This is a genomic window from Ruegeria sp. HKCCD6157, from assembly GCF_013110685.1.
Classification (GTDB): domain Bacteria; phylum Pseudomonadota; class Alphaproteobacteria; order Rhodobacterales; family Rhodobacteraceae; genus Ruegeria.
Map to the genome: position 1 here is coordinate 1,847,511 of NZ_WVRB01000001.1, position 21,475 is coordinate 1,868,985.

A 21,475-nucleotide genomic window follows, 5' to 3' on the forward strand; every position below is an offset into this window, starting at 1 on the left:
GTGATTTGCCGTGCGACCGGATTACCGGACAGCAGCCCATAGGCGCAAGGCCTGAGAGGTCTCGGCCACGTCATGAACGCGGATGATCTGCACGCCCTGAGACAATCCCGCCAGAGCCACCGCGATTGATCCCGGCGCGCGGGCAGTCTTGCGAGGCTCTTTTCCGATGCTACCAATAAAGCCCTTGCGCGACACGCCCAGCAGGATCGGGCAGCCCAAGCCGTGGAACAGGCTGAGATTGCGCAGAAGGGTCAGGTTATGATCCTCGGTCTTCCCAAACCCGATCCCAGGATCCACAACGACCTGATCGCGGCTCAGGCCAAGACGTTCCAGCAACGCGATCTGGCCTTCGAGAAAATCGTAAACATCCAGCAATACATTGTCGTATCGCGGATTGATCTGCATCGTCGCCGGATCACCCTGCATGTGCATGACGCATACAGGCACACCCTGCGCGGCACAGAACGGTGCCAATGCCGGATCGAAGGTGAAGCCCGAGACATCGTTGACCAACCCTGCCCCGGCCGCGCAGGCAGCCTTGGCGACATCGACCTTTCGTGTATCGATGGAAACCAAAGCGCCTGTTTCAAACCGGATCGCTTCGATCAACGGACGGGTTCGGGCGATTTCTTCCTCGGCCGGGACAAAATCCGCACCCGGACGGGTGGACTCTCCGCCGATATCCAGAATCGCGGCACCATGCGCCACCATATTCACCGCAGCCACGCGAGCAGCATCTACCGAGCTGTGTACACCGCCATCCGAGAAACTGTCCGGCGTGGCATTCAGAATCCCCATGATATGAGGCAGCTGCATATCAAGGCCCGTCACGTCAGCCCGCGGTTGGCTCAAACGGCTCAGGTAATCTGACGGAACGTCCGAGGCCGCGACGATTTCGGGTTCGGACCCGCGCCGCAGGGCTTCGACATGGGTGAACCAAAGGGGTTGGCCCGCCAGCGGCACAGCGCCTGCGGGACGGGTCGTTCCATGCTGGACCAGTGGTCTGAAATAGGTTCTCACAGCTGGGCCTGATCCACCGCTACAGCGCGCAAAGGCGTTTTGGGTTCCGTCGGCAATGCGCCGCCGATCACCATCATTTCGCTCGCTTCAAAGGTCGCCGCGAACCATGCAGCCAGCGCCACGGCATCCGACGGGGCGGCAGACGGGCCGTCAACGGCATCCAGTACGATCTTGGATGGGGCCCAGACACAGATCTGGCCATTCTTCATCGCCCAATCCAATTCGGTCCGCGTTGAGACCACCACACAGCGATGGTCCCGTGCCGCCAGAACCCAGGCATTCTGTTCAATTGCCAACAGGTCAATTCGGCGTTGCGTCATCGCATGACCCGTTTGCGGAGCGGCCAGGTCGGACGCCCCGACACACAGGATCAGCGGGCGCTGGCGGTTCTCCAACTGATCGATCCAACCCTTCAGGTTTTCCGAGGCGATGGCGTCATTCGACAGGAAGACAAGGCGGGGATGCGGGCGTTCTTCTTCGGCCACCTCATGATGGACCGAGTCTTTTCCGCGCACGATCTCAACCCCCAACGCACCCGGGCCCCGATCCAGTTTTTCGATGCGAACAAAAACCCTTACAGCCTGAGGTTCAAGCAGGATGCGTTCCGCAACGCGTTCGGCCAATGTCTCAAGCAGGTTCAGGCGCTCGGCCGCCAGCTCATAGGCGATGGATTCCGTTACGCGGTCATATGACAGGATGCGATCCACATCATCATCAATCGGGTCCGTCAGAGGTCGGACTTCGACCACGATGTTGAAGCAGATCCGCTGGGTTGTTCCCCGCTCGGCCTGGAAGGCACCGATTTCGACTTCGACGATATGGTCGCGCAACGAGATACGATCCAACGGCCCCCGAGGAGACGTCGCCTCGGACCGTTCGGACGGGTGTGCGAATGCCAGACGGATTTCAGAACTCATGGGTCAGGCCTTTTCGGGCTCGTTGCATAGTTTGCCCACTATAGGCGTTGCGAGGGCCTATAGCATTCAAACAAGCGCCATTCCAACCGCCGAATGCGGCGTCACGAGACCCGAAACCAGCTCATCATCCCGGACGCGGCGTGCCCCAGCATATGGCAATGCAGCAACCAGTTCCCCGGATTGTCCGCGATCAGTGCGATTTGGCGTGTCTGTCCCCGCCCGACCAGAACGGTATCACGCCAGGGGCCAAGTGAACCATCACCCAGGATCAATCGGAAGTGATGCCCGTGCAGATGCATCGCGTGCGCAAACGCGGATTCATTCACGAACTCGATCCTGTGCAAACTGCCGACGGCTGCATCCAGAAAAGGATCTTCGGGGCGCTCGGCGTACCCGTTCAGTGCCCAGAACTTGCCCAACTGCGCCAGCTCGCGGCCAGACAGTTCCGTTTCACCCAGCCGGGCACTTTCCAGCCAGCGCATTGCACCACCTTGCAGACGCATCTGGTGCGTTTGTGCTTCTTGAATATTTCCGATCTCAGGCAAGGGGTTAGGCGGCAATGCTGACACGCCCTGCCTGCGCGCCCTGGCAGCGGTTCCACCGACTTCGAACCGCGCCAGCCCATAGGAGCCATCTCTTTCGACACTGACCAGGCTTGCCGTTTCACCCTCGGTGATGACATCCAAAATCAGGTCCGCGCGCTGCGCAGGTGCCAGCGGGAAAGAGCCCGACAGCCTCAGTGGTGTTTCCAAGGGCATTCCATCCAAGGCAACGATCCACCCCGCAAGACCATCAAGATCCAGATCAAATATCCTGGCATTGGAGGCGTTGACCAATCGCAGTCGCAGTCGCTCGTTTCTTCGCACCGCAAATGCAGGATCGAATGATCCGTTGACGGTCAGGATGTTTCCAAGCCGGCCTGCATGGCTCAGATCATGGCCATTGTCGAAATCATCCGTTATCTGCGCGGTCTCAGGGTTCAACCGCCAATCATCCAACATCAGCACCAGATCCTGATCGACATCCGGTGCCGTGGCCTCTGCAACGATCAGCGGCCCGTAAAGCCCGCGGGCAACTTGTTCCATCGACTGGTTGTGCGCGTGGTACCAATAGGTGCCTGCATCCGGGGCAACGAAGTCATAGTCAAAAGTGCCGCCCGGTTCGACAACATCCTGCGTCAGGCCGGGCACACCATCCATGGCGTTATCGATGCGTATTCCGTGCCAATGCACCGATGTGGGTTGGGGAAGGTCATTCACCAGCTTGCGCTGAACGCTTGCGCCCTGATCGACCTTTATGATCGTACCGGGGACTGTGTCACCGTAACTCCAGACCGTCGTGTCAGGAAACCCATCGGGCGCAACGCGCTGTCGGCTCAGACGCGCCTTGAGGGGCGGATAACCGGCGGCCCCGGCCGCGACCGGCACAATGGTGACTGCGGCGGCTGTTTTCAGAATGTGTCGTCGGGTGAAAAGCATTACGGGCCTCCTGGCCCGCAATATAGACTGCAACCTGCCGCGCGCCACCAAGCTTCCAGCGCGGGTGCGTCAATCAGTTGCTCGCTGTCCGATAGTTGTGGCGGTAGAAAATGTGCACACCGATCCGCGCGGTCTGTTTATAGACCCGCGACCAAGATGGCCGAACCGCCGTCGTGTGGTAGTGGGTCGCCCCTTCGGTCAGCTCTTGGCCGATACCATCAATGGCGGCCCGAGCGACCTTGGACACGCGCTCATACGCTTTCTTCTCGTGGATGACCTCTTTGCGACCGTCACATGTATAGGTGAACTGGCACTGGTATTTCTTGCCGGTGCCCTGGCGGATCACACCACACAGTGAGCTTGGAAAGCGGCTGCTTTTGACCCGGTTCAGAATGACCTCGGCCACCGCAAACTGACCACGCACGCTTTCGCCACGCGCTTCGAAGTACAGCGCCTCGGAAAGGCACTTCCAGTTTTCGTCACCGGTCGCCTTGGGCTGTTGGTCAAGCCAGTCCTTGGAGTATGTTACTTCAACAGGTTTGGCCGACTTGCGCGGTTGGAACAGTTTGAAATAGTCGCGAAAGCTTTGCGCCGGCAATTCGCTGCGGGCGACAAGTTCTTTCTTTGCAGTATCAATTGCTTCCCTCTCGGCGAAGGACGCACTCGGCAGCACGGTTGCCGCCATTGTGGCAACAGCCATTATGTAACGTAGCATCAGATAACCTCGCACAGGCACTTCACGCGCCATACCCTCCCCCGGCGGGCGCGACGAGGCATCTAACGCAATCGAGCGCAAAGGTCCAGTCTTTCGGAAAATGCAAGTGGAATCTTGCCCGCAGCGAAGATAAATTTCGCCTGCGAGTGTCCGGATAACCCACTAATCCTTGGGTTTTCAGCCCCTGTCAACCCCCAAGTCTGGAGGAAATCGCCAGTTGAGCGGCAGCCAGCCGAGCGACAGGAACCCGGAACGGCGAACACGAAACATAGTCGAACCCCAAATCCCTGCAAATGGCGATTGATTCGGGGTTTCCGCCGTGCTCTCCGCAAACCGAAAGGGTTACATCCGGTTTTGCGGCTCGTCCCCGCTCGGCTCCCAGCTTCAGCAATTCCCCGACCCCATCCGGATCAAGAACGTGGAACGGATCTTCGCCGAAGACACCCTGGCGAACATAGGCGGACATGAAACGGCCAGCATCGTCGCGGGACAGACCATATGTCATCTGCGTCAGGTCATTGGTACCGAAACTCATGAACGCGGTCTGCGGGGCGATCTCTTCTGCGCGCAGACAGGCACGCGGGGTTTCAACCATCACACCCAGCCGATATTCAAATTCCTGCCCTCGTTCTGACGCGACCGCGGCCGCCACCGAATCAATACGGGACTTGACCAGTTCGACCTCTCGTTTCGCAGAGACCAGCGGGATCATCACTTCGGGCACGACCGGGGCGCCGTTCTTTCTGGCATCAAGCGTGGCTTCGAAGATCGCGCGCGCTTGCATGTCATAGATTTCCGGCACCGTTACGCCCAGACGAACGCCGCGCAAACCCAGCATCGGGTTGTATTCAGTCATCGCATTGACCCGGCGTTCGACATCGGAAACCGGCAAATCCAGCGCCTCGGCCAATTCCCGTTGACCGCTGCGCGTGGTGGGCAGGAACTCGTGCAAGGGCGGGTCGAACAGGCGAATGCAGACAGGCTGCCCTTCCATGATTCTGAACAGTTGAACAAAGTCTTCACGTTGCATCGGAAGCAAACGTTCCAGCACAGCCGCCCTGCCCGAAGACGTTTGCGCAAAAATCATCTCGCGCATCACGATCAGGCGACCGGGTTCAAAGAACATATGCTCCGTCCGGCACAGGCCGATGCCCTGAGCCTGAAAATTGCGCGCCGTCTGCGCATCGGCCGGCGTGTCGGCATTGGCGCGGATGTCAATATCACGCTCGGCATCGGCCCAGGCCATCAATGTCTGAAAACAATCATCCAACGCGGCCTCAAGCATGGCAGGCTGCCCTGCCAGCACCTGACCGGAACTGCCATCGATGGTCAGAATATCACCGGTTTTGAAAACACGGCCATCGGGCGCGGTCAGCATCTTCTTTTTGGTCTGGAACCGCATGTCCGAGGCACCAACGATACACGGCAGGCCAAGTCCACGTCCAATCACGGCGGCGTGGCTGGTCATGCCGCCCTTTTCCGTCAGAACCGCTACGGCCGCATGCATCCCGCGCACATCCTCGGGCGAGGTTTCGCGGCGGACCAGAACGCAGGCCTCTCCGCGCGCGGCACTGGCCTGCGCTTCTGCGGACGTAAACACAATTTTCCCGGTTGAGGCGCCCGGGCTGGCACCGATGGCCGTCGTCAGCACATCACGCCGCGCTTCCGGATGGACCTGGCGGTGCAAAAGTTCATTCAACGCATGGGGGTCCACACGCATCACCGCCTCTTGCGGCGGTATGATCCCGTCTTCAGCCAGGCGAACCGCGATGCGCATCGCCGCGCGCGACGTTCTCTGAACCCGGACGCCATCCAGAATGTGCACTTTGCCGTTTTGAATGACGAACTCGACCTGCATTTCTTCGCGCAGTTTTTCACGCATCAGCGCGGCTTGTTCTTTCAACTCGGCAAAGGCTTTGGGCGCGACTTCTTCAAGCGACGGTCCTCGCGGGTCTTTTTCAAGAAACAGCGCGGCCACATCTTCGCCCAGCGCATCCCGGCCCTGGCTCTGGCTCAGGTAGCGCCCCGTGATCTGCGGCATTCCGGTGGTGGAGTCGACCAGTTGCAGCACGCCTGATCCGCACTCACCCTGCCCGACGCCCGGGATCATCTCTTGAATGACAAGCCCAAGACCCGCATCTGCCGGGGCCCCCTTGGCCTGCCGCAACAGCCGGGCGGATGTCCCGTCCCATGCGCGGGCCATCGAGCGTAAAACCCCGATCAACTGCTCACCCCGGTCCTGCGGGAAGGCTTCGTCCGTTTCATCTTCGTACGCGCGCAGGGAATGGCGCAAGCCCTCGCTGCCATCCATGTCGATGTCATCAAACACATCCGCGTCCAGCCGCGCCACGTGGATCGCATAGCTTTGAACGAACCTGAGATACAGCGCAGCAGCGGCCTCTGCCCCCATGGTGTCGGACAGGTCCACATAGCGGGCATCATTCATGCCAATGTTCAGAACCGCACCGGGCCCACCCCAATCGGGATCTTCAGAACTTGGTCGGACGCACAGCAAAGTCGTGGGATCGAATTGCTCAAGGATCGCGTCAAGGTTCGGAACGTCGCCTTCCGCAATCTGATGGACCGCATCAAACGACAAGGCGACGGTCCGGGGCACCGGCAGGTCCAGTCGGACCAGCCGCTGCAGACACTTGGCCCGCCCGCCATGGGTATGGGCCGTGACCGGCGCATCGGATGTAATGAGCGTGGTATGCGGATTATTCTGCACTGCAGCACCTTTTGATTTGCGTGCAGCATAAGCGCTTGCGCCCTTCGTGCAAGGGCGTTGTGGGCACGCATCGCTGCGTGCCCGAAGTTTTAACCTTCGATCCGCGACAGATCGGCCACGCTGGAACAAACCTGCCGAATCTGGCTTAGCAGGTTCAACCGGTTGCGGCGGATCACGTCATTGTCGGTGTTGACCTGTACGTCTTCAAAGAACGCATCCACCGGCCCGCGCAGCGCGGCCATGGCCGCCATTGCAGTTGGGAAGTCTTCGGATTTCAGGGCCACGTCGATTTGCGTCTGCGCCCCATCCAAAGCCGCGAAAAGCGCCTTCTCGCTGTCGGTCTCGGCGAATTTCACATCCGCACCGTAAGAGTATTCCACGCCGTCCTTTTCCTCGGCCTGGGTCAGGATGTTGTTGGCTCGCTTGAACCCCTGCACGAGGTTTTCCCCATCCTCGGTCGCGATCACGGCGTTCAGCGCGCGGGCACGTTTGACCAGCAGGTTGAGGTCGTCATTGCCTTCCATCGCGATGCACGCGTCGATGATGTCGTGGCGGATGCCCTCGTCACGCAGGAAGACCTTGAGGCGGTCGTGGAAGAAGGACAAAAGGTCATCGGACGTATCGGGTACCTTTTTTTCCAATCGCAGGAAATCGCCGTTCGGCATCTCGGCCAGCTTTTCCTTGACCGCCTGAAACGCCGCGCCAAAGACGCCATGGTCCGCGATTTCACCCAACAGCTCTGCGACGTGCCCGTCGTGCAAGGCTTCGTTCGAAGCCGCTTCGGCCCGAACGAGTTGTGCGTCGAAGAAACGGTCGAGCTTCAGCCGCAGATCATTGTTCAGGATCAACCGGATCACCCCCAAGGCCGCGCGACGCAGCGCAAACGGGTCTTTCGAGCCAGTCGGCTTCTCATCAATCGCCCAGAACCCGGTCAGCGTGTCCAGCTTGTCCGCAAGCGCCACGGCGACCGACAGAGGTGCCGCAGGCACATCATCCGACGGCCCCAGCGGCGAGTAATGTTCCTGCGCAACAGCAGCCACCGCGGAATCCTCGCCGGCGGCTTCGATGTAATACCGCCCCATGAGCCCCTGAAGTTCGGGAAATTCATAGACCATCTCTGAACTCAGATCGGCCTTGGCCAGGCGCGCGGCCTTCTCGGCCTGATCCGGGTCGGCGCCGGTTACGGGGGCCAGTTCGCGGGCCAGCGCGGCGATGCGCTCGATCCGCTGGGCCTGGGTGCCCAGCTTGTTGTGGAAGGTCACGTTCTCCAGCGCGCGGGTCCATTGGGTGATGTCCGCTTTGGCAATGCGCAGGTCGTTTTCCCAAAAAAATTTGGCATCGGCCAGACGCGCCGACAGCACCTTTTGGTTGCCGGCCAGAATGGTCGCGCCGTTGTCGGTGGTCTCGCGATTGGCGACGGTGATGAAACGCTCGATCCGACCGGTCTTGGGGTTCTTCACCGAAAAGAACTTCTGATGCTCTTTCATCGAGGTCTGCAACACCTCGGGCGGCAATTCGAGGAATTCCTCGTCGATTTTCCCCATCAACACCACAGGCCATTCCACCAGCCCGGCAACCTCGGCCAACAGCCCCTTGTCTTCGACGATTTCCAGACCGGCGGCAAAAGCCATGTTCTGCGCATCATTCCAGATGTGTTCGGCACGTTCATCCTGTGACAGCAAAACGAATGCGCGTTTCAGCTTGGCGGCATAGTCCTCGAAAGACGTAACCGGGAACCGGTTGGGGGCCATGAAACGATGACCGACCGTGGTGTCACCGGAGCGGATGCCATCGACCTGCATCGGAACAACCTGCGCCCCGGAGTCATCGGACAAGATGCACAGAATGGAATGCAACGGGCGCACCCACCGCAGACTGCCACTGCCCCAACGCATGGATTTGGGCCATGGGAAATTGCGAATGGTGGCTTCCAGCACTTCGGCAATGATCTCGGCGGCCGGGCGGCCCGGTTTCTCGATGGTGGCGAAATAGACAGCGCCCTTGGGTGTCTCACGCTCTTCCAGTTGGTCGCGGGTCAGGCCCGCGCCGCGCAGGAAACCTTCGATCGCCTTGTCCGGCGCGCCAACCTTGGGCCCTTTGCGCTCTTCCCGGATTGTCGGGCTTTGCGCCAGCAGACCTTCCACCGCCAGTGTCAGGCGGCGGGGTGTGGTCAGTGCGGCCGCGTTTGAATAGGTCAAACCGGCCTCGACCAGGCCATCGGTAATCCGCTTTTTCAGATCCTCACCGGCACGGGTTTGCATCCGCGCAGGAATTTCTTCGGAAAACAGTTCGATCAGCAGGTCGGGCATAGTCGGTCCTTAGAAGTTCACAATCGTCTGAATGACGATGGCATTGGCGATATCCACAAAGAAGGCGGATACAAGGGGCAGCACAATAAAGGCAATAGGCGACGGCCCATATCGCTTGGTTACTGCCGTCATATTTGCAATCGCCGTGGGTGTGGCGCCCAGGGCAAAGCCTCCGAAGCCCGCTGCCAGCACCGCTCCGCGATAATTCGAGCCCATCAGGGGAAACAGTACCCAAATCACGAAGACGACCGTAAACACCGTTTGCGCCGTCATGATCACGGCAATTGCCACACCCAGTTCCGCGATGGTCCACAACTGCAAGCTCATCAGTGACATTGCCAGAAAGGCCCCAAGCGCAAATTCAGACAGCAATGCCAGCGACGGTGTCCGTGCAACCGGCGGCGCGGTCGGAGCGATGGCCGCTCGGACATTCGAAATCACGATGCCCATGATCAGACAGGGCACAAACAGCGGCAGTTTCAGCCCAGCGGCCGAAATCGCCTCGCCCAGCGCATAGCCCAGAATAATCGCAAGGTTCAGATGCAGCAGCACGCGCATGATTGTCACATGGTCAATTTCGGTGGCCGCGGTCGTTTCTTCCGGCAGTCCGACCGTATGTTCTTCGTCAGGTCGGTCCGGCGACAGGCCTCGTGTTTCCACCAGAAGACGGGCGATGGGGCCACCCACCAGCGCAGCAAGCACCAGTCCGAGCGTCGCCACGGCAACGCCAAGTTCGGTTGCACCGTCCAGACCCGTTGCGCTGGCAACTTCGGGTGCCCATGCGATTGCGGTTCCGTGTCCACCAATCAAAGCGGCCGAACCGAACAGAACGCCTGCTTGCGCCGGATAGCCAAACAAGGAAGCCCCTGCCGCGCCGATAACGTTCTGCGCAACAATCGTGACAAGCGTCAAAATCAGAAGGATCAACAAAGGCTTACCACCGGCAATCAAGTCAGAAAGCCGCGCGTTCAGTCCGATCCCGGCAAAGAACAGAACCAGCAGAGCGTCCCGGGTCTGCAACTCGAATGACAGCTCAACATTGGCAAAGAGATACAGAAGCAAAACCACGAGCGAAGCCAAAAGGCCGCCCGTGACCGGTTCAGGAATATTGAACTGCCTCAGAACTGCGACTTTGCCGTTGATCCGGGCACCCAACAAATACACCGCAAACCCCAGAGTTGCAGTAATGAAGTCCGGGATCAAAACGGCGTCAGCCATGGTTTTCCTCAGTTTTCAGGGCGTTTCGGGCACTCCTCACCCACCACCGTACCGTCATAGGCTTTTTCACCGCAGTTGTTCAACGCGTGCCAGACATATCCCTTGCCATCCCTGGTAATCGCCACGATCCGGTCGACGCCGAAATGGATGTTCTTCTCACTCAAAAACGCCTGCGCCTGCCCCGATTTCAGTGCATCGCCCAGCGAAACGGCGTCGTAACAGTCAAACCAACCCGGCGCGGTCAAGGGTTCTGGGTTTTCAACAGCAATAAACCCGGCCATCTGATCCGGCTTCAGATCCGTTTCAAAACAGCCTCGGTAGCGGATCGGAGAACTGTCTGCATCGATCGCCTGAAAGTCCGAATAGGTGATTGGGACAGGCGCATCGCTTTGGTCCGTCATCAGGACCACGTCCTGGCCGGGCTGCGGTTCGACCTCATAGTAGAAACCGTAAATCTGCAAATAATACATTCCGGCCCCGGCCACCAAGGCCGACAACAACAGAACAATTGCCAGCAGTTTTCCCGTCATGTTTCAGGCTGCCTCTTTCAAGTTCTTGTAAAATAGGACAGGTTTCGTCCGGGTACAGGCATCAATGAGGTCAACACCATGGAATCCACGCTTGCTGTCGGTTTTTTCGGCGCATTGTTTGCCATCATGAACCCGGTTTCCAACCTGCCGGTGTTTCTGAGCGTCACTCAGGATCTGCCTGCTGCCGACCAGCGCAAGATTGCGGTGAAGACGGTGATCTATTGCCTGATCCTTGGCGGTGCCTTTGCGCTGGTCGGAAGTCAGGCGCTTGGCCTTTTTGGCATCAGCGTCAATCACCTGCGCGTCGCCGGCGGCCTGGTCGTTATGATGATCGGCCTCAACATGCTGAACGGAAACGAAAGCACCTCTCATCATGGAACAAAAGGAGAGAAGGAAGCTTACCCCGAAACCGATACGGTCGCCTTTTACCCGCTGGCCTTTCCCATTCTTGTGGGCCCCGGCACAATAACCACCCTGATCCTGTACGCACATCAGGTTAAAACCACGGTCGAGGCTTTTGTTTTTATGGGAGTATTTCTTGTCGTGGTCGGTCTGCTTCTGATCACGTTCTGGAACGCCGCCTGGCTGGCTGAACGCCTGTCCAGCAACGCGCGCGTGATCATGAGCCGCTTCATGGGTATGATCCTTGCCGCCATTGCCGTCAGCATGATCGCAGACGGGCTCAAGGCGCTTTTGCCCGGGCTGGCCTGATTGCCTCATCAGGCCTGAAACCCGGCGGCCTCGGTCTGCACGAACGCATCCGCACATTGTTTGGCCAACGCCCGGACGCGCCCGATATAGGCCTGCCGTTCGGTCACCGAGATCACGCCGCGCGCGTCCAGCAGGTTGAAGATGTGACTGGCCTTGATGCATTGATCATAGGCCGGGTGCGCCATGATGATGCGTTTGCCCGTCTTCGGGTCCACATGCTCTTGGCTCAGAATGGCGGCACACTCGGCCTCGGCCTCTTCGAAGTGGCGCAGCAGAACCTCGGTGTTTGCCACGTCAAAGTTCCAGCGGGCGTACTCCTCTTCGGTCTGCTTGAAGATATCGCCGTAAGTCAAAGGACTGGGCGACTGGGGGTCATTGAACGGCATGTCCATCACGTGATCAATGCCCAGCACATACATGGCCAGACGCTCAAGCCCATAGGTCAGCTCGCCTGATACCGGCGCGCAGTCATGGCCGCCAACCTGTTGGAAATAGGTGAACTGGCTGACTTCCATTCCGTCACACCAGACTTCCCAACCCAGACCCCACGCGCCGAGCGTCGGGCTTTCCCAGTCATCTTCGACAAAACGGATGTCGTGCAGGTCCATGTCGATGCCAATCGCCTCGAGGCTTCCCAGATACAGCTCCTGCAAATCCGGTGGGCTGGGTTTGATCAGCACCTGGTACTGATAGTAGTGCTGCAACCTGTTCGGGTTCTCGCCATAACGCCCATCCGTCGGGCGGCGTGACGGTTGAACGTAAGCCGCAGCCCAGGCTTTCGAGCCAAGCGCGCGCAGGGTGGTCGCGGGATGGAACGTTCCGGCCCCGACTTCCATGTCATAGGGCTGTAGAATGGCACAGCCTTTAGACGCCCAATAGGTCTGAAGCCGCAGGATGATCTCCTGAAATGAACGCGGTGCGCTGGTCGGTTCGGTCATGGCATTCCCTCTGGGCGCCTTTGCGCCCGGTTCCGGTCGGTTTTGCCCTTCCTATGCAAGGGGCAAAGGGGCGTCAACGGGGCTTGGGGCCAAGCCTGTATCTGCAGGGCCACACCGTAAATTCCCCGCATTCGCGGCATGGCTTTTCGCAAATGAATTCGCGTATTCTGCGCCAAAGCATGAACACTGCATAAGACGGGCAGACTATGACACGCGTATTTTCAGCAATCCTATTGTTTCTTCTGGTCGGCCTGCGCGCCGCAACCGCACAACAAGATCCCGGCGTCTGGGTCCAGGTCGAGGCCCAGCCATCACTGCGCGAAGCGCAGGAACGGGCACAGGCCTATGCCAGTGCTTTGCCGGATGTGAACGGTTTTCGCCTGAACAGCGGCTGGTACGCGATCGTCATCGGCCCCTATGCGCGGACCGATGCCGAACAGGTGCTGCGCGTCTATCGGGCCGAAGGCCAGATCCCGCGCGACAGTTACATCGCGTTTTCCAGCGCGATGGGGCAACAGTTCTGGCCCATCGGGGCAAACGTTCTGAACCGTGGCGCCGTCGCGGCACCAATTGAACAAGCGGCACAACCGGAAGAGGCTCCGGCAGTCGCCACACCACAGGATTCGGATGAAACCCGTGCGCAGGCGCTTCAGTCCGAACGTCTGTTGACCGCGCAGGAACGCAAGGATCTGCAAACGGCTCTGCGCGCGGCGGGGTTTTACAACTCGACCATTGATGGTGCGTTCGGGCAAGGCACCCGCCGATCGATGAGCGATTGGCAGCGCTATAACGGGTTTGACGCCACGGGCGTTCTGACGACGTTGCAGCGCAAGGCCCTGATGGATGAATACAACGCGCCGCTGATCTCTGTCGGAATGGAGCGGTATTCCGACGACAAGGCCGGGATCGTGCTCGACATGCCTCTGGGCGCTGTCATCCTTGATCGCTATGAGGCGCCCTTCGCACATTTCAAAAGCAGCTCTGACCTGAACGCCAAGGCGCTGCTGATCAGCCAAGAGGGGGACAAGAACACGCTCCGCGCGCTTTATGAGGTGATGCAATCGCTTGAGATCGTTCCACTGAATGGCCCTCGTGAACTGGGCCGCGACCGGTTTACCCTTGAAGGACGCGGCAACGGCAAAGTGTCCTTTACGCAAGCGCAATTGGCCGATGGAAAAATCAAGGGCTTCACCCTTGTCTGGCCCGAAGGAGACGAGGCACGTCGCCTGCGAGTTCTGTCAGCGATGACGTCCAGCTTCAGCACGACGGATGCGGTTCTGGATGCCGCCGCCGGTGCTTCCGCAGAACAGCGCATCGATCTGGTGTCGGGCCTTCAGGTCCGCAAGCCTCGGCTGACGCGCTCTGGTTTCTTCGCGGATGAGAACGGGACAGTACTGACGGTTTCCGAGGCCGCGGAGAGCTGCACGCGGATCACTCTGGATGGTGATCAAGAGGTTCAACTGGCCCTGACTGACCCTGAACTTGGCGTGGCGGTCCTGCGCCCTGCAAAAACGCTCGCCCCCATGAGCGTCGCCGCGTTCAGTGCCACCAAGCCGCGCATCAAGTCGGAAGTGGCCGTGTCCGGCTTTTCCTATCAGGGCGCATTGGGTGGCCCCACCCTGACCTACGGGCAGGTCGCGGACATACGTGGGCTGAGCGGTGAGACCGGCGTCAAGCGTCTGGCGCTGAACGCCCAACCCGGTGATGCAGGCGGCCCGGTCTTCAACGACAGCGGCAACGTCGTCGGAATGTTGTTGCCCACACCGTCCGAAGGGCGCACCCTGCCCGCTTCGGTCAGCCTTGCGGCCACCGTTGATCGGTTGACCGAAATTCTTGCAGAGGCCGGAGTGTCCGGTCAATCGAGCGAAGAAACCATACAGATATCGCCCAATGAGTTGAACCGGCGCGCAACCGGCATGACGGTTCTGGTTCACTGCTGGGATTGATCAGACAGCACCTCAGCAAAAAGCGCCGCATGAAAGTGCGGCGCTTTTTCGTTACAGAATATCAGGTGTCACGTGGATCAAGGTCGGCACAGGCGCATCGAATGCGGCCCTTACTGCACTTTGCATCTCTGCCACATTCGAAGGCGCCGAGGAGCGCGCACCAAAGGCTTCGGCAAGATTGCAGAAATCGGGATTATGCGCCATGACCGCGTTGGGCGCGATCTGGCTGCGCACCATACTATCCTCGATTTCCTTTAGTTTGCCATTGTCCCATAGAATGATGGGCAGCGACAATCCCAACTCAACCGCCACGCCCAGTTCCTGCATTGTGTAATGGAACCCGTAATCCCCGGCGATAACCGCCGTGGGTTTGCCGCGCCGGGCAACCGCCCCGCCAATACCGGCGGGCAACCCATAGCCAAGGGTGCCAAACCCCGTCGGATGATGCCAGTGATGAGGATAGGCCATGTCCCATACCTCTTTGGCGACATAGGCAAACTGCGTCATGTCCGAATAGATCATAGTGTCGGCCGGCATGGCCGCGCGCAGGGCATCTGCGATCGGTACGATTCCGGGCCGCTCGGCATCCACCTCGGCACGCCAGCGGGCGCGCATCTCGGCGACTTCCTCGGGCGACCAGCCTGTTGCTGGTTTCATGTCCTGAGTTACGTGCCACAAGGCGCGGGCAAAGCTCTGGCTGTCGACTTGCAGCTTGATGGCGGCGCGGTGGCGATCAGACAGAACCTCGGGGTCGAGATCAACGCGTATCAAGGTCGCCTTGTGCCCCAAATCCTGCCGCCACAAATCGACCTCGCCCAGCTCGGCACCGACCGCAACGACCAGATCCGCCGACGCGATTACCTCGGCGCTGCCCGGACGCGGCAACATGGACCCGAAGTCCAGCGGATAATTTGCGCCCGGCAGCCCGCGCCCGGCATAGGTGGTAAAACAGGCCGCCCCCAGCTGTGTCAAAATCTGCCGCCAATCATTCGACCTGCATCCGCCGCCCAGGATGAATAGCGGTCTGCGGGCCAGGTTCAACATGGACACGACCGATGACACGTCAGGCGGCAAGGCTTTGGTGCGCAGCGCGGGCTGGTTGGGGAACGGCGCGGGGTCGGCCTCGGCCTGCAACTGCGCGATGGGCACCTGAATGTGCTTGGGGCGCGGGCGCGAAAGCTCGAATTCTTCAAACGCCCGCTCTATCAGCCCATAGGCAGCTTCGGCAGAGTTGGCCTGTACAGACCAATCCGCAACCGTATCGGCGGCGGCACGTTGATCCTTCATCTGGTGCAACTGACCCCGGACAGCCTGCGTTTCATCCAGACAGGAGGACAGAATCAGCATCGGAACCGAGTCGCTGTAGGCCTGTCCGATCGGGGTCATGATGTTGCACAAACCGGGGCCGGTGATCACATAGGCGACGCCGGGGCGGCCGGTCGCGCGTGCGTATCCGTCAGCCATGAATCCGGCCCCCTGCTCGTGCCGGGCCAGAACATGCGTAATGCCGGCCTCTTCGATACCACGATACATTTCCTGGTTGTGGACGCCCGGTATACCGAAAATCACATCCACGCCACGATCCTTGAGCATATGCGAGATTTGCGCGCCAAGGGGTCTTTTCATCAGCCTCTCCAGAATTGAACGGTGAAGATCGCGTATACCGCTAAAAGCTCGAGCCGCCCGACCAGCATTCCAGTTGTCAGCAGCCATTTGGCCGTATCGTTGAGACCCGCAAAATTACCCGCCGGTCCGATCTGATCGCCGAGACCCGGTCCAACGTTCGCCAGCGCCGTCGCGGCCCCGGACACCGAAGTAATGAAGTCCAGACCTGTCAGTGCCAACGCCCAGGACAACACCCCCATCGACAAAACGAAGAACATGAAAAAGCTCATCACCGATGTCAGAACGTCCCGTCCGACCGGCCTTCCATCATAGAGCGGCATGAACACGCCATGCGGGGACCGGATCCGTTTGATCTGGCTTTTGATTGAGGCGAACAGCAGCTGATAGCGGAAAATCTTGATCGAACACGCCGTCGATCCCGCGCATCCACCGATCAATCCGATCAGGAAAAACAGCATGATCGGAAAGCTGCCCCACCCCATGTAATCGACACTGGCGTATCCTGTCCCCGAGATGATCGAGGTGATGTTGAACAATGACTCGCGGAACGCCTGTTCCCAGTGATGCGGAAAGACCGAGGTCAGAAAGACTGACATGATGACAACCAGAACCAGAATGGTCGCCAGAAATGCCCGGATTTGACTGTCTTTCCATAAGGACGCCGTATGGCCATTGGCCAACTGGACATAGCGCACAAAGGGAAGAGCCGCCAAAATCATGAAGACGGATGCAGCATATTCGGCCGGGCCTGAAAAGGTTCCAAACGAGGCATCATAGTTCGAAAAACCGCCCGTGGACACTGTCGTGAAAGCATGCACCAACGCATCAAAAAAACTCATCCCAAACGCGGCATAGACCAGCACGCATACGAGTGTCAGGAAGACGTAGATCAGGGAAATCTGCCCCGCAATCTCCTGCGCGCGAGGCAGAATTTTCCCCATGGTCTCAAACCCTTCCGAGCGGAAGATTTGCATGCCACCAACCCGCAATTCGGGCAGGAATACCATCGCGACGACGATGATACCGATGCCTCCCAGCCATTGCAGGATACCGCGCCACAACAAAAGGCCCTTTGGCAGCGTGTCCAAGCCTGATATCACGGTCGAACCGGTCGTCGTAAGGCCTGACATCGCCTCGAAATAGGCATCGACAAAGCGCAGCTCGGTTTCACCGAACAGAAACGGGATTGCACCAAACACCGGCAGCGCGACCCACACGCCGGTTGTCAGCAAAAAGGTCTGCCGGATGGTCAGCCCCTCGCCCACGCCGTTCGAGCAACTCATCGCCAGGACGGATCCGGTCAGCATTGTGATTATCGCGCTTTCCAGGAACACATTCCATTCGCCGCGACCTTCGATAATGTCCGCGAGCATAGGAAACAGCATGGTCGCCCCAAGAATGGCGACCAGCAAGCCAATCACATATCCGACCGGGCGAAGATCCATCATAACGCGCAGCGTTGGCGCGCCAGCCCGACGGTGTCAAGCAGATGATCCCGGTTTACGTGTCGGTTTTGGTATCTGCCCCCGGCATTGCGGGCGGTTTCGACGGCGGTCGCGTTTTGCGCGCCTGCGGTTTTGATTGTTCTGCCGATGCCGCAGGTTTTGACTGCGCAGCAGCGGGCGCCGTCTTCTGAGGTTCTGCTTTGGGCGCAAGGGGCGCGGTTTTTGCTGGGGTCGAAACGGTTTTTTCGATAGGCTTAGCGGCTTTGGCACGCGCAGCAGGTGCCTTGGTCGCAGAAGCCGCCGGTCTGGTACGAGGTTTTTTTGCCGGGGCCGACTCGCCAGAGGAAGACGTGGTTGCAGTCGCGTTCCGCGCAGCCGGTTTGGCGTATTTTGCAACAGCTGCGGCCGGTTTCGGTTCTGTTTTTGGCTTCGGCGCCGGTTTGGGTGCTGGTCTTGGTGCGGGCTTTGCTATCGCCGCAGGTTTAGCCTTTGGCGTGACGGCGGCGCGCGGCTTCGCGGAAAACTCCGCAGGTTTGGGCTCAGGTTTACCGGCGGTGACCTTCGTTACGGTTTTTTTCACTGCTGCGGTCTTTTTGACGGCAGATTTTTGCACACGCGGCGCAGTGGCTTTTGCCTTGACCGTCGTCTTTTCCACCGGCTTTTCCGGGGACGCCGCAGCCACGTGCAACGCCTGCACAGGAGCCATCGGCAATTCGAACGCTGAACGGGCTACGATCTGCATGATCTTCATCTGGTTGACCATTGCGTAACCAGCCATGCGAATTGCCGCAGCTTGAAACTCCAGCGGTTGGGTAATCGGATTCATTACATGCTTCTCCTGTAATAACGATGCAGCCCAAATGTGATGGATAAAACGCCTTGCCCTCTTCGATTTCTCGAACGGTGGTCGCGGTCTTGCAGTCCAAGGCGTCTCACGTCTCGGCATCCTTTTCGGGGCGGCCAGCCAATCAAATGGCAAGCATCCAGCTGCTGCATTCACGATAGATATATAACAAACGACTGCGCAAATGCAGCATTTTCGCTGCATTGCGGCAAAAGAACGCCTACCGCCGTAATCTTTGATTAAATCCTAATCGCTTACACGGCGGTATTCACCCAACGTGAAACAAAGAATTGAACAGTCTTGGATCCAAGCTGGATGCCGCAAAGGTTGGGCCTTCGGTCAGAATCGACACAGCGTCGTGGCTATGCAGGCTCTCCTGATGGCTGGCTATTATCCGGAAATCACCAACATGATGATCTGCCAGCAATTCAGCGCAGAACAAGCGCGCCGCATCTTCGACAAAAATCGGATTGGCTGCGTTCAACTCGGCAAAAGCCTGTTCGTCTTCGCGTTTGACCATGACCTGAGTTTCGGTCGGCACCGCGCGTCGGCACAACCCGATCAGGTCTTCAAACCAAAGACAGTCGGCATCGCAATCCACCACCACGGAAATCCGCGCGACAGATCGTTGCGAATGCGGTGTTGCCAATTGTCCCCGCATGACACGGGCATGTTCGCTCAACTCCAGAGAGCACGGGCAGGTCGAGGAATAGACATAGTCCAGGTGCATGATCTTCTGGCGCACACCGCCCGACTCCACCAGTTCCAGAGCGATGTCGTAATATTGATATCCTTCCAGACCTGATCTCAGGCTCTTGACCTTGTCGGGGTAAGAAAACCGCATTTGGATACGAGCGTCGAAGCTGTCCAGGTCGTTCATGTAGTCGTCAAGCGCCGCCTGCATCACTTCGAAGCTGAATGTGCGCTCGGCATGTTTGTAAAAAGACCGCATGATCCGGGACATATTGATGCCCTTTTTCTCGGCCTCAAGGCTGACGGTGCCCGTAACAGACGTCTCAAGCGTCAGGTCTTCCCCATCTTTCCGATGGAAACGGATCGGCAGGCGAAAGTTCGAGATGCCAACATGCTGAATCTGTTGTTTGGCACCGCGTATCAAGCTGGACGGGCCGTTTTGCAAGTCGGGCAAAGACGCGCGGTAATTCGCGTCAACCGAGAAACCCTCCGGGTACTCGCGCGAAAGCGAAGGATAGTTCACCTGCGTCAGGCCGGGCACCAGCCGCGCAATAGCCGGATCCAGCTGGGTGATCTCGGATGCCGTCGCAGATTCCGCCCATTGCCGCAGAACTTTCAGGGCCTCGGCGGCTTTTTCCTGATCCGGGGTCTCATCAATGTCGCGCGGGTGGATGTTCATCGGCTGCGGTTCCTCGATTGGTCGTAGAAATATATACGACTGCAGGTGATTTACCAGTTTAACCCAATACGCAGGCAATAGCAGTCCGGATTGAAAAAACCGGCGCAAAACCGTCATTCTGCAACGGAATACGCCTTTCGCAGACACAAAGGCCAGGCTTCGACCACGAACACCACCCGAAAAGACGCCGCGTTCACAGACAACGCGACGACCCCTAGTGGTAAGAGGCTTTTCACTGTGCTGCTGTTTGCTTCTGCGAAGCCTCCAATGCCTGCTGGATGTCTGCCAGCAGGTCTCTGGCGTCTTCCAGGCCTACGGAAAAACGGATCAGGCCCGGCGTAATGCCCAACTCGTCCTTCTGCGCATCGCTGAGACGCTGGTGCGTTGTGGTCGCCGGGTGCGTTGCGATCGACTTGGCATCGCCCAGGTTGTTCGAGATCACAGGAATGGTCAGCGCATTCAGGAAAGCAAAAGCCGCGTCCTTGCCGCCCTTGACATCCAAGGACAACACGGTCCCGCCTTTTCCACCAAGTTGCGATTGAACCAGAGCATTTTGCGCGTGGGTCTTCAAGCCGGGGTAAAGGGTGCGCGCCAACGCGTGATGCCCTTCCAGCGCCTCTGCGATCCGTTGTGCACTGTCGGCCTGCGCATTGACGCGCAGCGCCATGGTTTCCAGACCTTTGAGCATGACCCAGGCATTGAACGGGCTGAGCGCGCCGCCGGTATGCTTCAGATACGGCTCGACGGTTCCGCGGATGAAATCCCTGGTGCCGATGATGACGCCGCCCAGCGCACGGCCCTGTCCGTCAATATGCTTGGTCGCCGAATAAACGACCACATCCGCGCCCTGTTCTATCGCGCGCGAAAAGACGGGCGTCGAAAACACGTTGTCCACCACCACAATCGCCCCAACGGCGCGGGCCAACTTGGACACGGATGCGATGTCGATCACTTCAAGAGTCGGGTTTGACATCGATTCGAAGAAGACCGCCTTGGTGTCCGGGCGGATCGCTGCCTGCCATTGCTCCAGATCGGTGCCGTCCACAAAAGTCACCTCGACGCCAAAACGGGTCAGGATGTTTTCCAGAATGTACAGGCAGGATCCGAATAGTGCCTTTGCTGAAACAACATGGTCCCCGGCCTTCAGCATCGAGGTCAGCGCACCGTTCACCGCCGCCATGCCCGAAGCCGTCGCAAACGCATCCTCGCCACCTTCAAGGGCCGCGACGCGCTGTTCGAACATCGAGACCGTCGGGTTGCCATAGCGGGCATAGATGAACTCATCAGGGCCGCATTCCAGAAACCGGGCTTCGGCCTGTTCGGCAGTTTCGTACACAAAGCCCTGAGTCAGGAAAATCGCCTCGCTCACCTCGTTGTACTGACTGCGGCGGACACCGCCATGGACGGCTTGGGTGCGTTTGTTCCAGATCTCGCTCATCTCATTCCCTTTCAGCCTCCGGCGGAGGCAAACAAAAAACCCCAGACGCGGCCAAGCGAAAGGGGTCTTTCATCCTGACCTTTTAGCGGTGTTGTTTAGCGTGGCCCGCAATCCGGTAACAAATCGCCACGAAGCTCTGGAATGGCATACGCCTCGGGCGGTTTGCGGTCAAGCCCGGCCTGCGTTTCGGTCACGCTTTCGTAAGCGGCCCTTGCCGAACCGGCAGAAACCCGCATGATC

Annotated in this window: 16 protein-coding genes and 1 riboswitch; of the genes, 2 read left to right on the forward strand and 14 right to left on the reverse strand. The window is 59.0% G+C overall.

The window, feature by feature from the left end:
- Nucleotides 1–21: 21 nt before the first annotated feature.
- From folP to GS612_RS08920, 8 genes are all read right to left on the reverse strand, one after another.
- A complete protein-coding gene (gene folP / locus GS612_RS08885; protein WP_171639694.1) occupies nucleotides 22–1,020 on the reverse strand; it encodes a dihydropteroate synthase in 999 nt (332 codons plus the stop codon).
- Nucleotides 1,017–1,937, reverse strand: coding sequence for a dihydroneopterin aldolase (locus GS612_RS08890; RefSeq protein ID WP_152457620.1), 921 nt, complete (start codon nucleotides 1,935–1,937; stop codon nucleotides 1,017–1,019). The genes folP and GS612_RS08890 overlap by 4 nt, the downstream gene beginning before the upstream one ends.
- Nucleotides 1,938–2,038: 101 nt before the next feature.
- A complete protein-coding gene (locus GS612_RS08895; RefSeq protein ID WP_171639695.1) occupies nucleotides 2,039–3,415 on the reverse strand; it encodes a multicopper oxidase family protein in 1,377 nt (458 codons plus the stop codon).
- Nucleotides 3,416–3,488: 73 nt separating this feature from the next.
- On the reverse strand, nucleotides 3,489–4,130 hold the full coding sequence (locus GS612_RS08900) for a cell wall hydrolase (RefSeq protein ID WP_171231857.1): 642 nt from the start codon (nucleotides 4,128–4,130) through the stop codon (nucleotides 3,489–3,491).
- A gap of 187 nt (nucleotides 4,131–4,317) precedes the next feature.
- On the reverse strand, nucleotides 4,318–6,858 hold the full coding sequence (locus GS612_RS08905) for a pyruvate, phosphate dikinase (protein ID WP_171119583.1): 2,541 nt from the start codon (nucleotides 6,856–6,858) through the stop codon (nucleotides 4,318–4,320).
- A gap of 89 nt (nucleotides 6,859–6,947) precedes the next feature.
- Nucleotides 6,948–9,167, reverse strand: coding sequence for a glycine--tRNA ligase subunit beta (gene glyS, locus GS612_RS08910; protein ID WP_171639696.1), 2,220 nt, complete (start codon nucleotides 9,165–9,167; stop codon nucleotides 6,948–6,950).
- A gap of 9 nt (nucleotides 9,168–9,176) precedes the next feature.
- Nucleotides 9,177–10,385 (reverse strand): sodium/glutamate symporter, encoded by a 1,209-nt coding sequence (gltS, locus tag GS612_RS08915; protein WP_171639697.1) that lies wholly within the window; start codon nucleotides 10,383–10,385, stop codon nucleotides 9,177–9,179.
- Between the two features lie 8 nt (nucleotides 10,386–10,393).
- Entirely contained in the window at nucleotides 10,394–10,915 is a 522-nt protein-coding gene (locus tag GS612_RS08920; RefSeq protein ID WP_171170622.1) for a DUF6446 family protein, read from the reverse strand.
- Between the two features lie 78 nt (nucleotides 10,916–10,993).
- Between GS612_RS08920 and GS612_RS08925 the strand changes: the two genes are divergently transcribed.
- Nucleotides 10,994–11,626, forward strand: a complete 633-nt coding sequence (locus GS612_RS08925; protein WP_171206867.1) for a MarC family protein — start codon at nucleotides 10,994–10,996, stop codon at nucleotides 11,624–11,626.
- An 8-nt stretch (nucleotides 11,627–11,634) separates the two neighbouring features.
- Here GS612_RS08925 and GS612_RS08930 read toward each other — a convergent pair whose 3' ends face one another.
- On the reverse strand, nucleotides 11,635–12,564 hold the full coding sequence (locus tag GS612_RS08930; RefSeq protein WP_152457612.1) for a glycine--tRNA ligase subunit alpha: 930 nt from the start codon (nucleotides 12,562–12,564) through the stop codon (nucleotides 11,635–11,637).
- A 206-nt stretch (nucleotides 12,565–12,770) separates the two neighbouring features.
- Here GS612_RS08930 and GS612_RS08935 point away from each other — a divergent pair, with 206 nt between their 5' ends.
- Nucleotides 12,771–14,510: a serine protease gene (locus GS612_RS08935; RefSeq protein ID WP_171639698.1), complete on the forward strand. Its 1,740-nt coding sequence runs from the start codon at nucleotides 12,771–12,773 to the stop codon at nucleotides 14,508–14,510.
- Nucleotides 14,511–14,561: 51 nt separating this feature from the next.
- Here GS612_RS08935 and GS612_RS08940 read toward each other — a convergent pair whose 3' ends face one another.
- The 5 genes from GS612_RS08940 to metZ form a co-directional block, all read right to left on the reverse strand.
- A complete protein-coding gene (locus GS612_RS08940) occupies nucleotides 14,562–16,136 on the reverse strand; it encodes a thiamine pyrophosphate-binding protein (protein WP_171639699.1) in 1,575 nt (524 codons plus the stop codon).
- Nucleotides 16,136–17,584, reverse strand: coding sequence for a TrkH family potassium uptake protein (locus GS612_RS08945; RefSeq protein ID WP_171639700.1), 1,449 nt, complete (start codon nucleotides 17,582–17,584; stop codon nucleotides 16,136–16,138). The genes GS612_RS08940 and GS612_RS08945 overlap by 1 nt, the downstream gene beginning before the upstream one ends.
- Nucleotides 17,585–17,636: 52 nt before the next feature.
- Entirely contained in the window at nucleotides 17,637–18,560 is a 924-nt protein-coding gene (locus tag GS612_RS08950; RefSeq protein WP_216603517.1) for a hypothetical protein, read from the reverse strand.
- A gap of 133 nt (nucleotides 18,561–18,693) precedes the next feature.
- Nucleotides 18,694–19,797 (reverse strand): GTP cyclohydrolase FolE2, encoded by a 1,104-nt coding sequence (folE2, locus tag GS612_RS08955; protein WP_171639702.1) that lies wholly within the window; start codon nucleotides 19,795–19,797, stop codon nucleotides 18,694–18,696.
- Between the two features lie 232 nt (nucleotides 19,798–20,029).
- Nucleotides 20,030–21,235: an O-succinylhomoserine sulfhydrylase gene (metZ, locus tag GS612_RS08960; RefSeq protein ID WP_171639703.1), complete on the reverse strand. Its 1,206-nt coding sequence runs from the start codon at nucleotides 21,233–21,235 to the stop codon at nucleotides 20,030–20,032.
- 62 nt (nucleotides 21,236–21,297) lie between these two features.
- A riboswitch (SAM riboswitch) is annotated at nucleotides 21,298–21,375 on the reverse strand.
- Nucleotides 21,376–21,475: the final 100 nt, after the last annotated feature.

Coding starts and splice junctions, on each gene's coding strand:
- GS612_RS08890 (WP_152457620.1), bottom strand. CDS start 1,937: ATGAGTTCTGAAATCCGTCTGGCATTCGCACACCCGTCCGAACGGTCC.
- GS612_RS08895 (WP_171639695.1), bottom strand. CDS start 3,415: ATGCTTTTCACCCGACGACACATTCTGAAAACAGCCGCCGCAGTCACC.
- GS612_RS08900 (WP_171231857.1), bottom strand. CDS start 4,130: ATGCTACGTTACATAATGGCTGTTGCCACAATGGCGGCAACCGTGCTG.
- glyS (WP_171639696.1), bottom strand. CDS start 9,167: ATGCCCGACCTGCTGATCGAACTGTTTTCCGAAGAAATTCCTGCGCGG.
- gltS (WP_171639697.1), bottom strand. CDS start 10,385: ATGGCTGACGCCGTTTTGATCCCGGACTTCATTACTGCAACTCTGGGG.
- GS612_RS08920 (WP_171170622.1), bottom strand. CDS start 10,915: ATGACGGGAAAACTGCTGGCAATTGTTCTGTTGTTGTCGGCCTTGGTG.
- GS612_RS08925 (WP_171206867.1), top strand. CDS start 10,994: ATGGAATCCACGCTTGCTGTCGGTTTTTTCGGCGCATTGTTTGCCATC.
- GS612_RS08930 (WP_152457612.1), bottom strand. CDS start 12,564: ATGACCGAACCGACCAGCGCACCGCGTTCATTTCAGGAGATCATCCTG.
- GS612_RS08935 (WP_171639698.1), top strand. CDS start 12,771: ATGACACGCGTATTTTCAGCAATCCTATTGTTTCTTCTGGTCGGCCTG.
- GS612_RS08940 (WP_171639699.1), bottom strand. CDS start 16,136: ATGAAAAGACCCCTTGGCGCGCAAATCTCGCATATGCTCAAGGATCGT.
- GS612_RS08945 (WP_171639700.1), bottom strand. CDS start 17,584: ATGATGGATCTTCGCCCGGTCGGATATGTGATTGGCTTGCTGGTCGCC.
- folE2 (WP_171639702.1), bottom strand. CDS start 19,797: ATGAACATCCACCCGCGCGACATTGATGAGACCCCGGATCAGGAAAAA.
- metZ (WP_171639703.1), bottom strand. CDS start 21,235: ATGAGCGAGATCTGGAACAAACGCACCCAAGCCGTCCATGGCGGTGTC.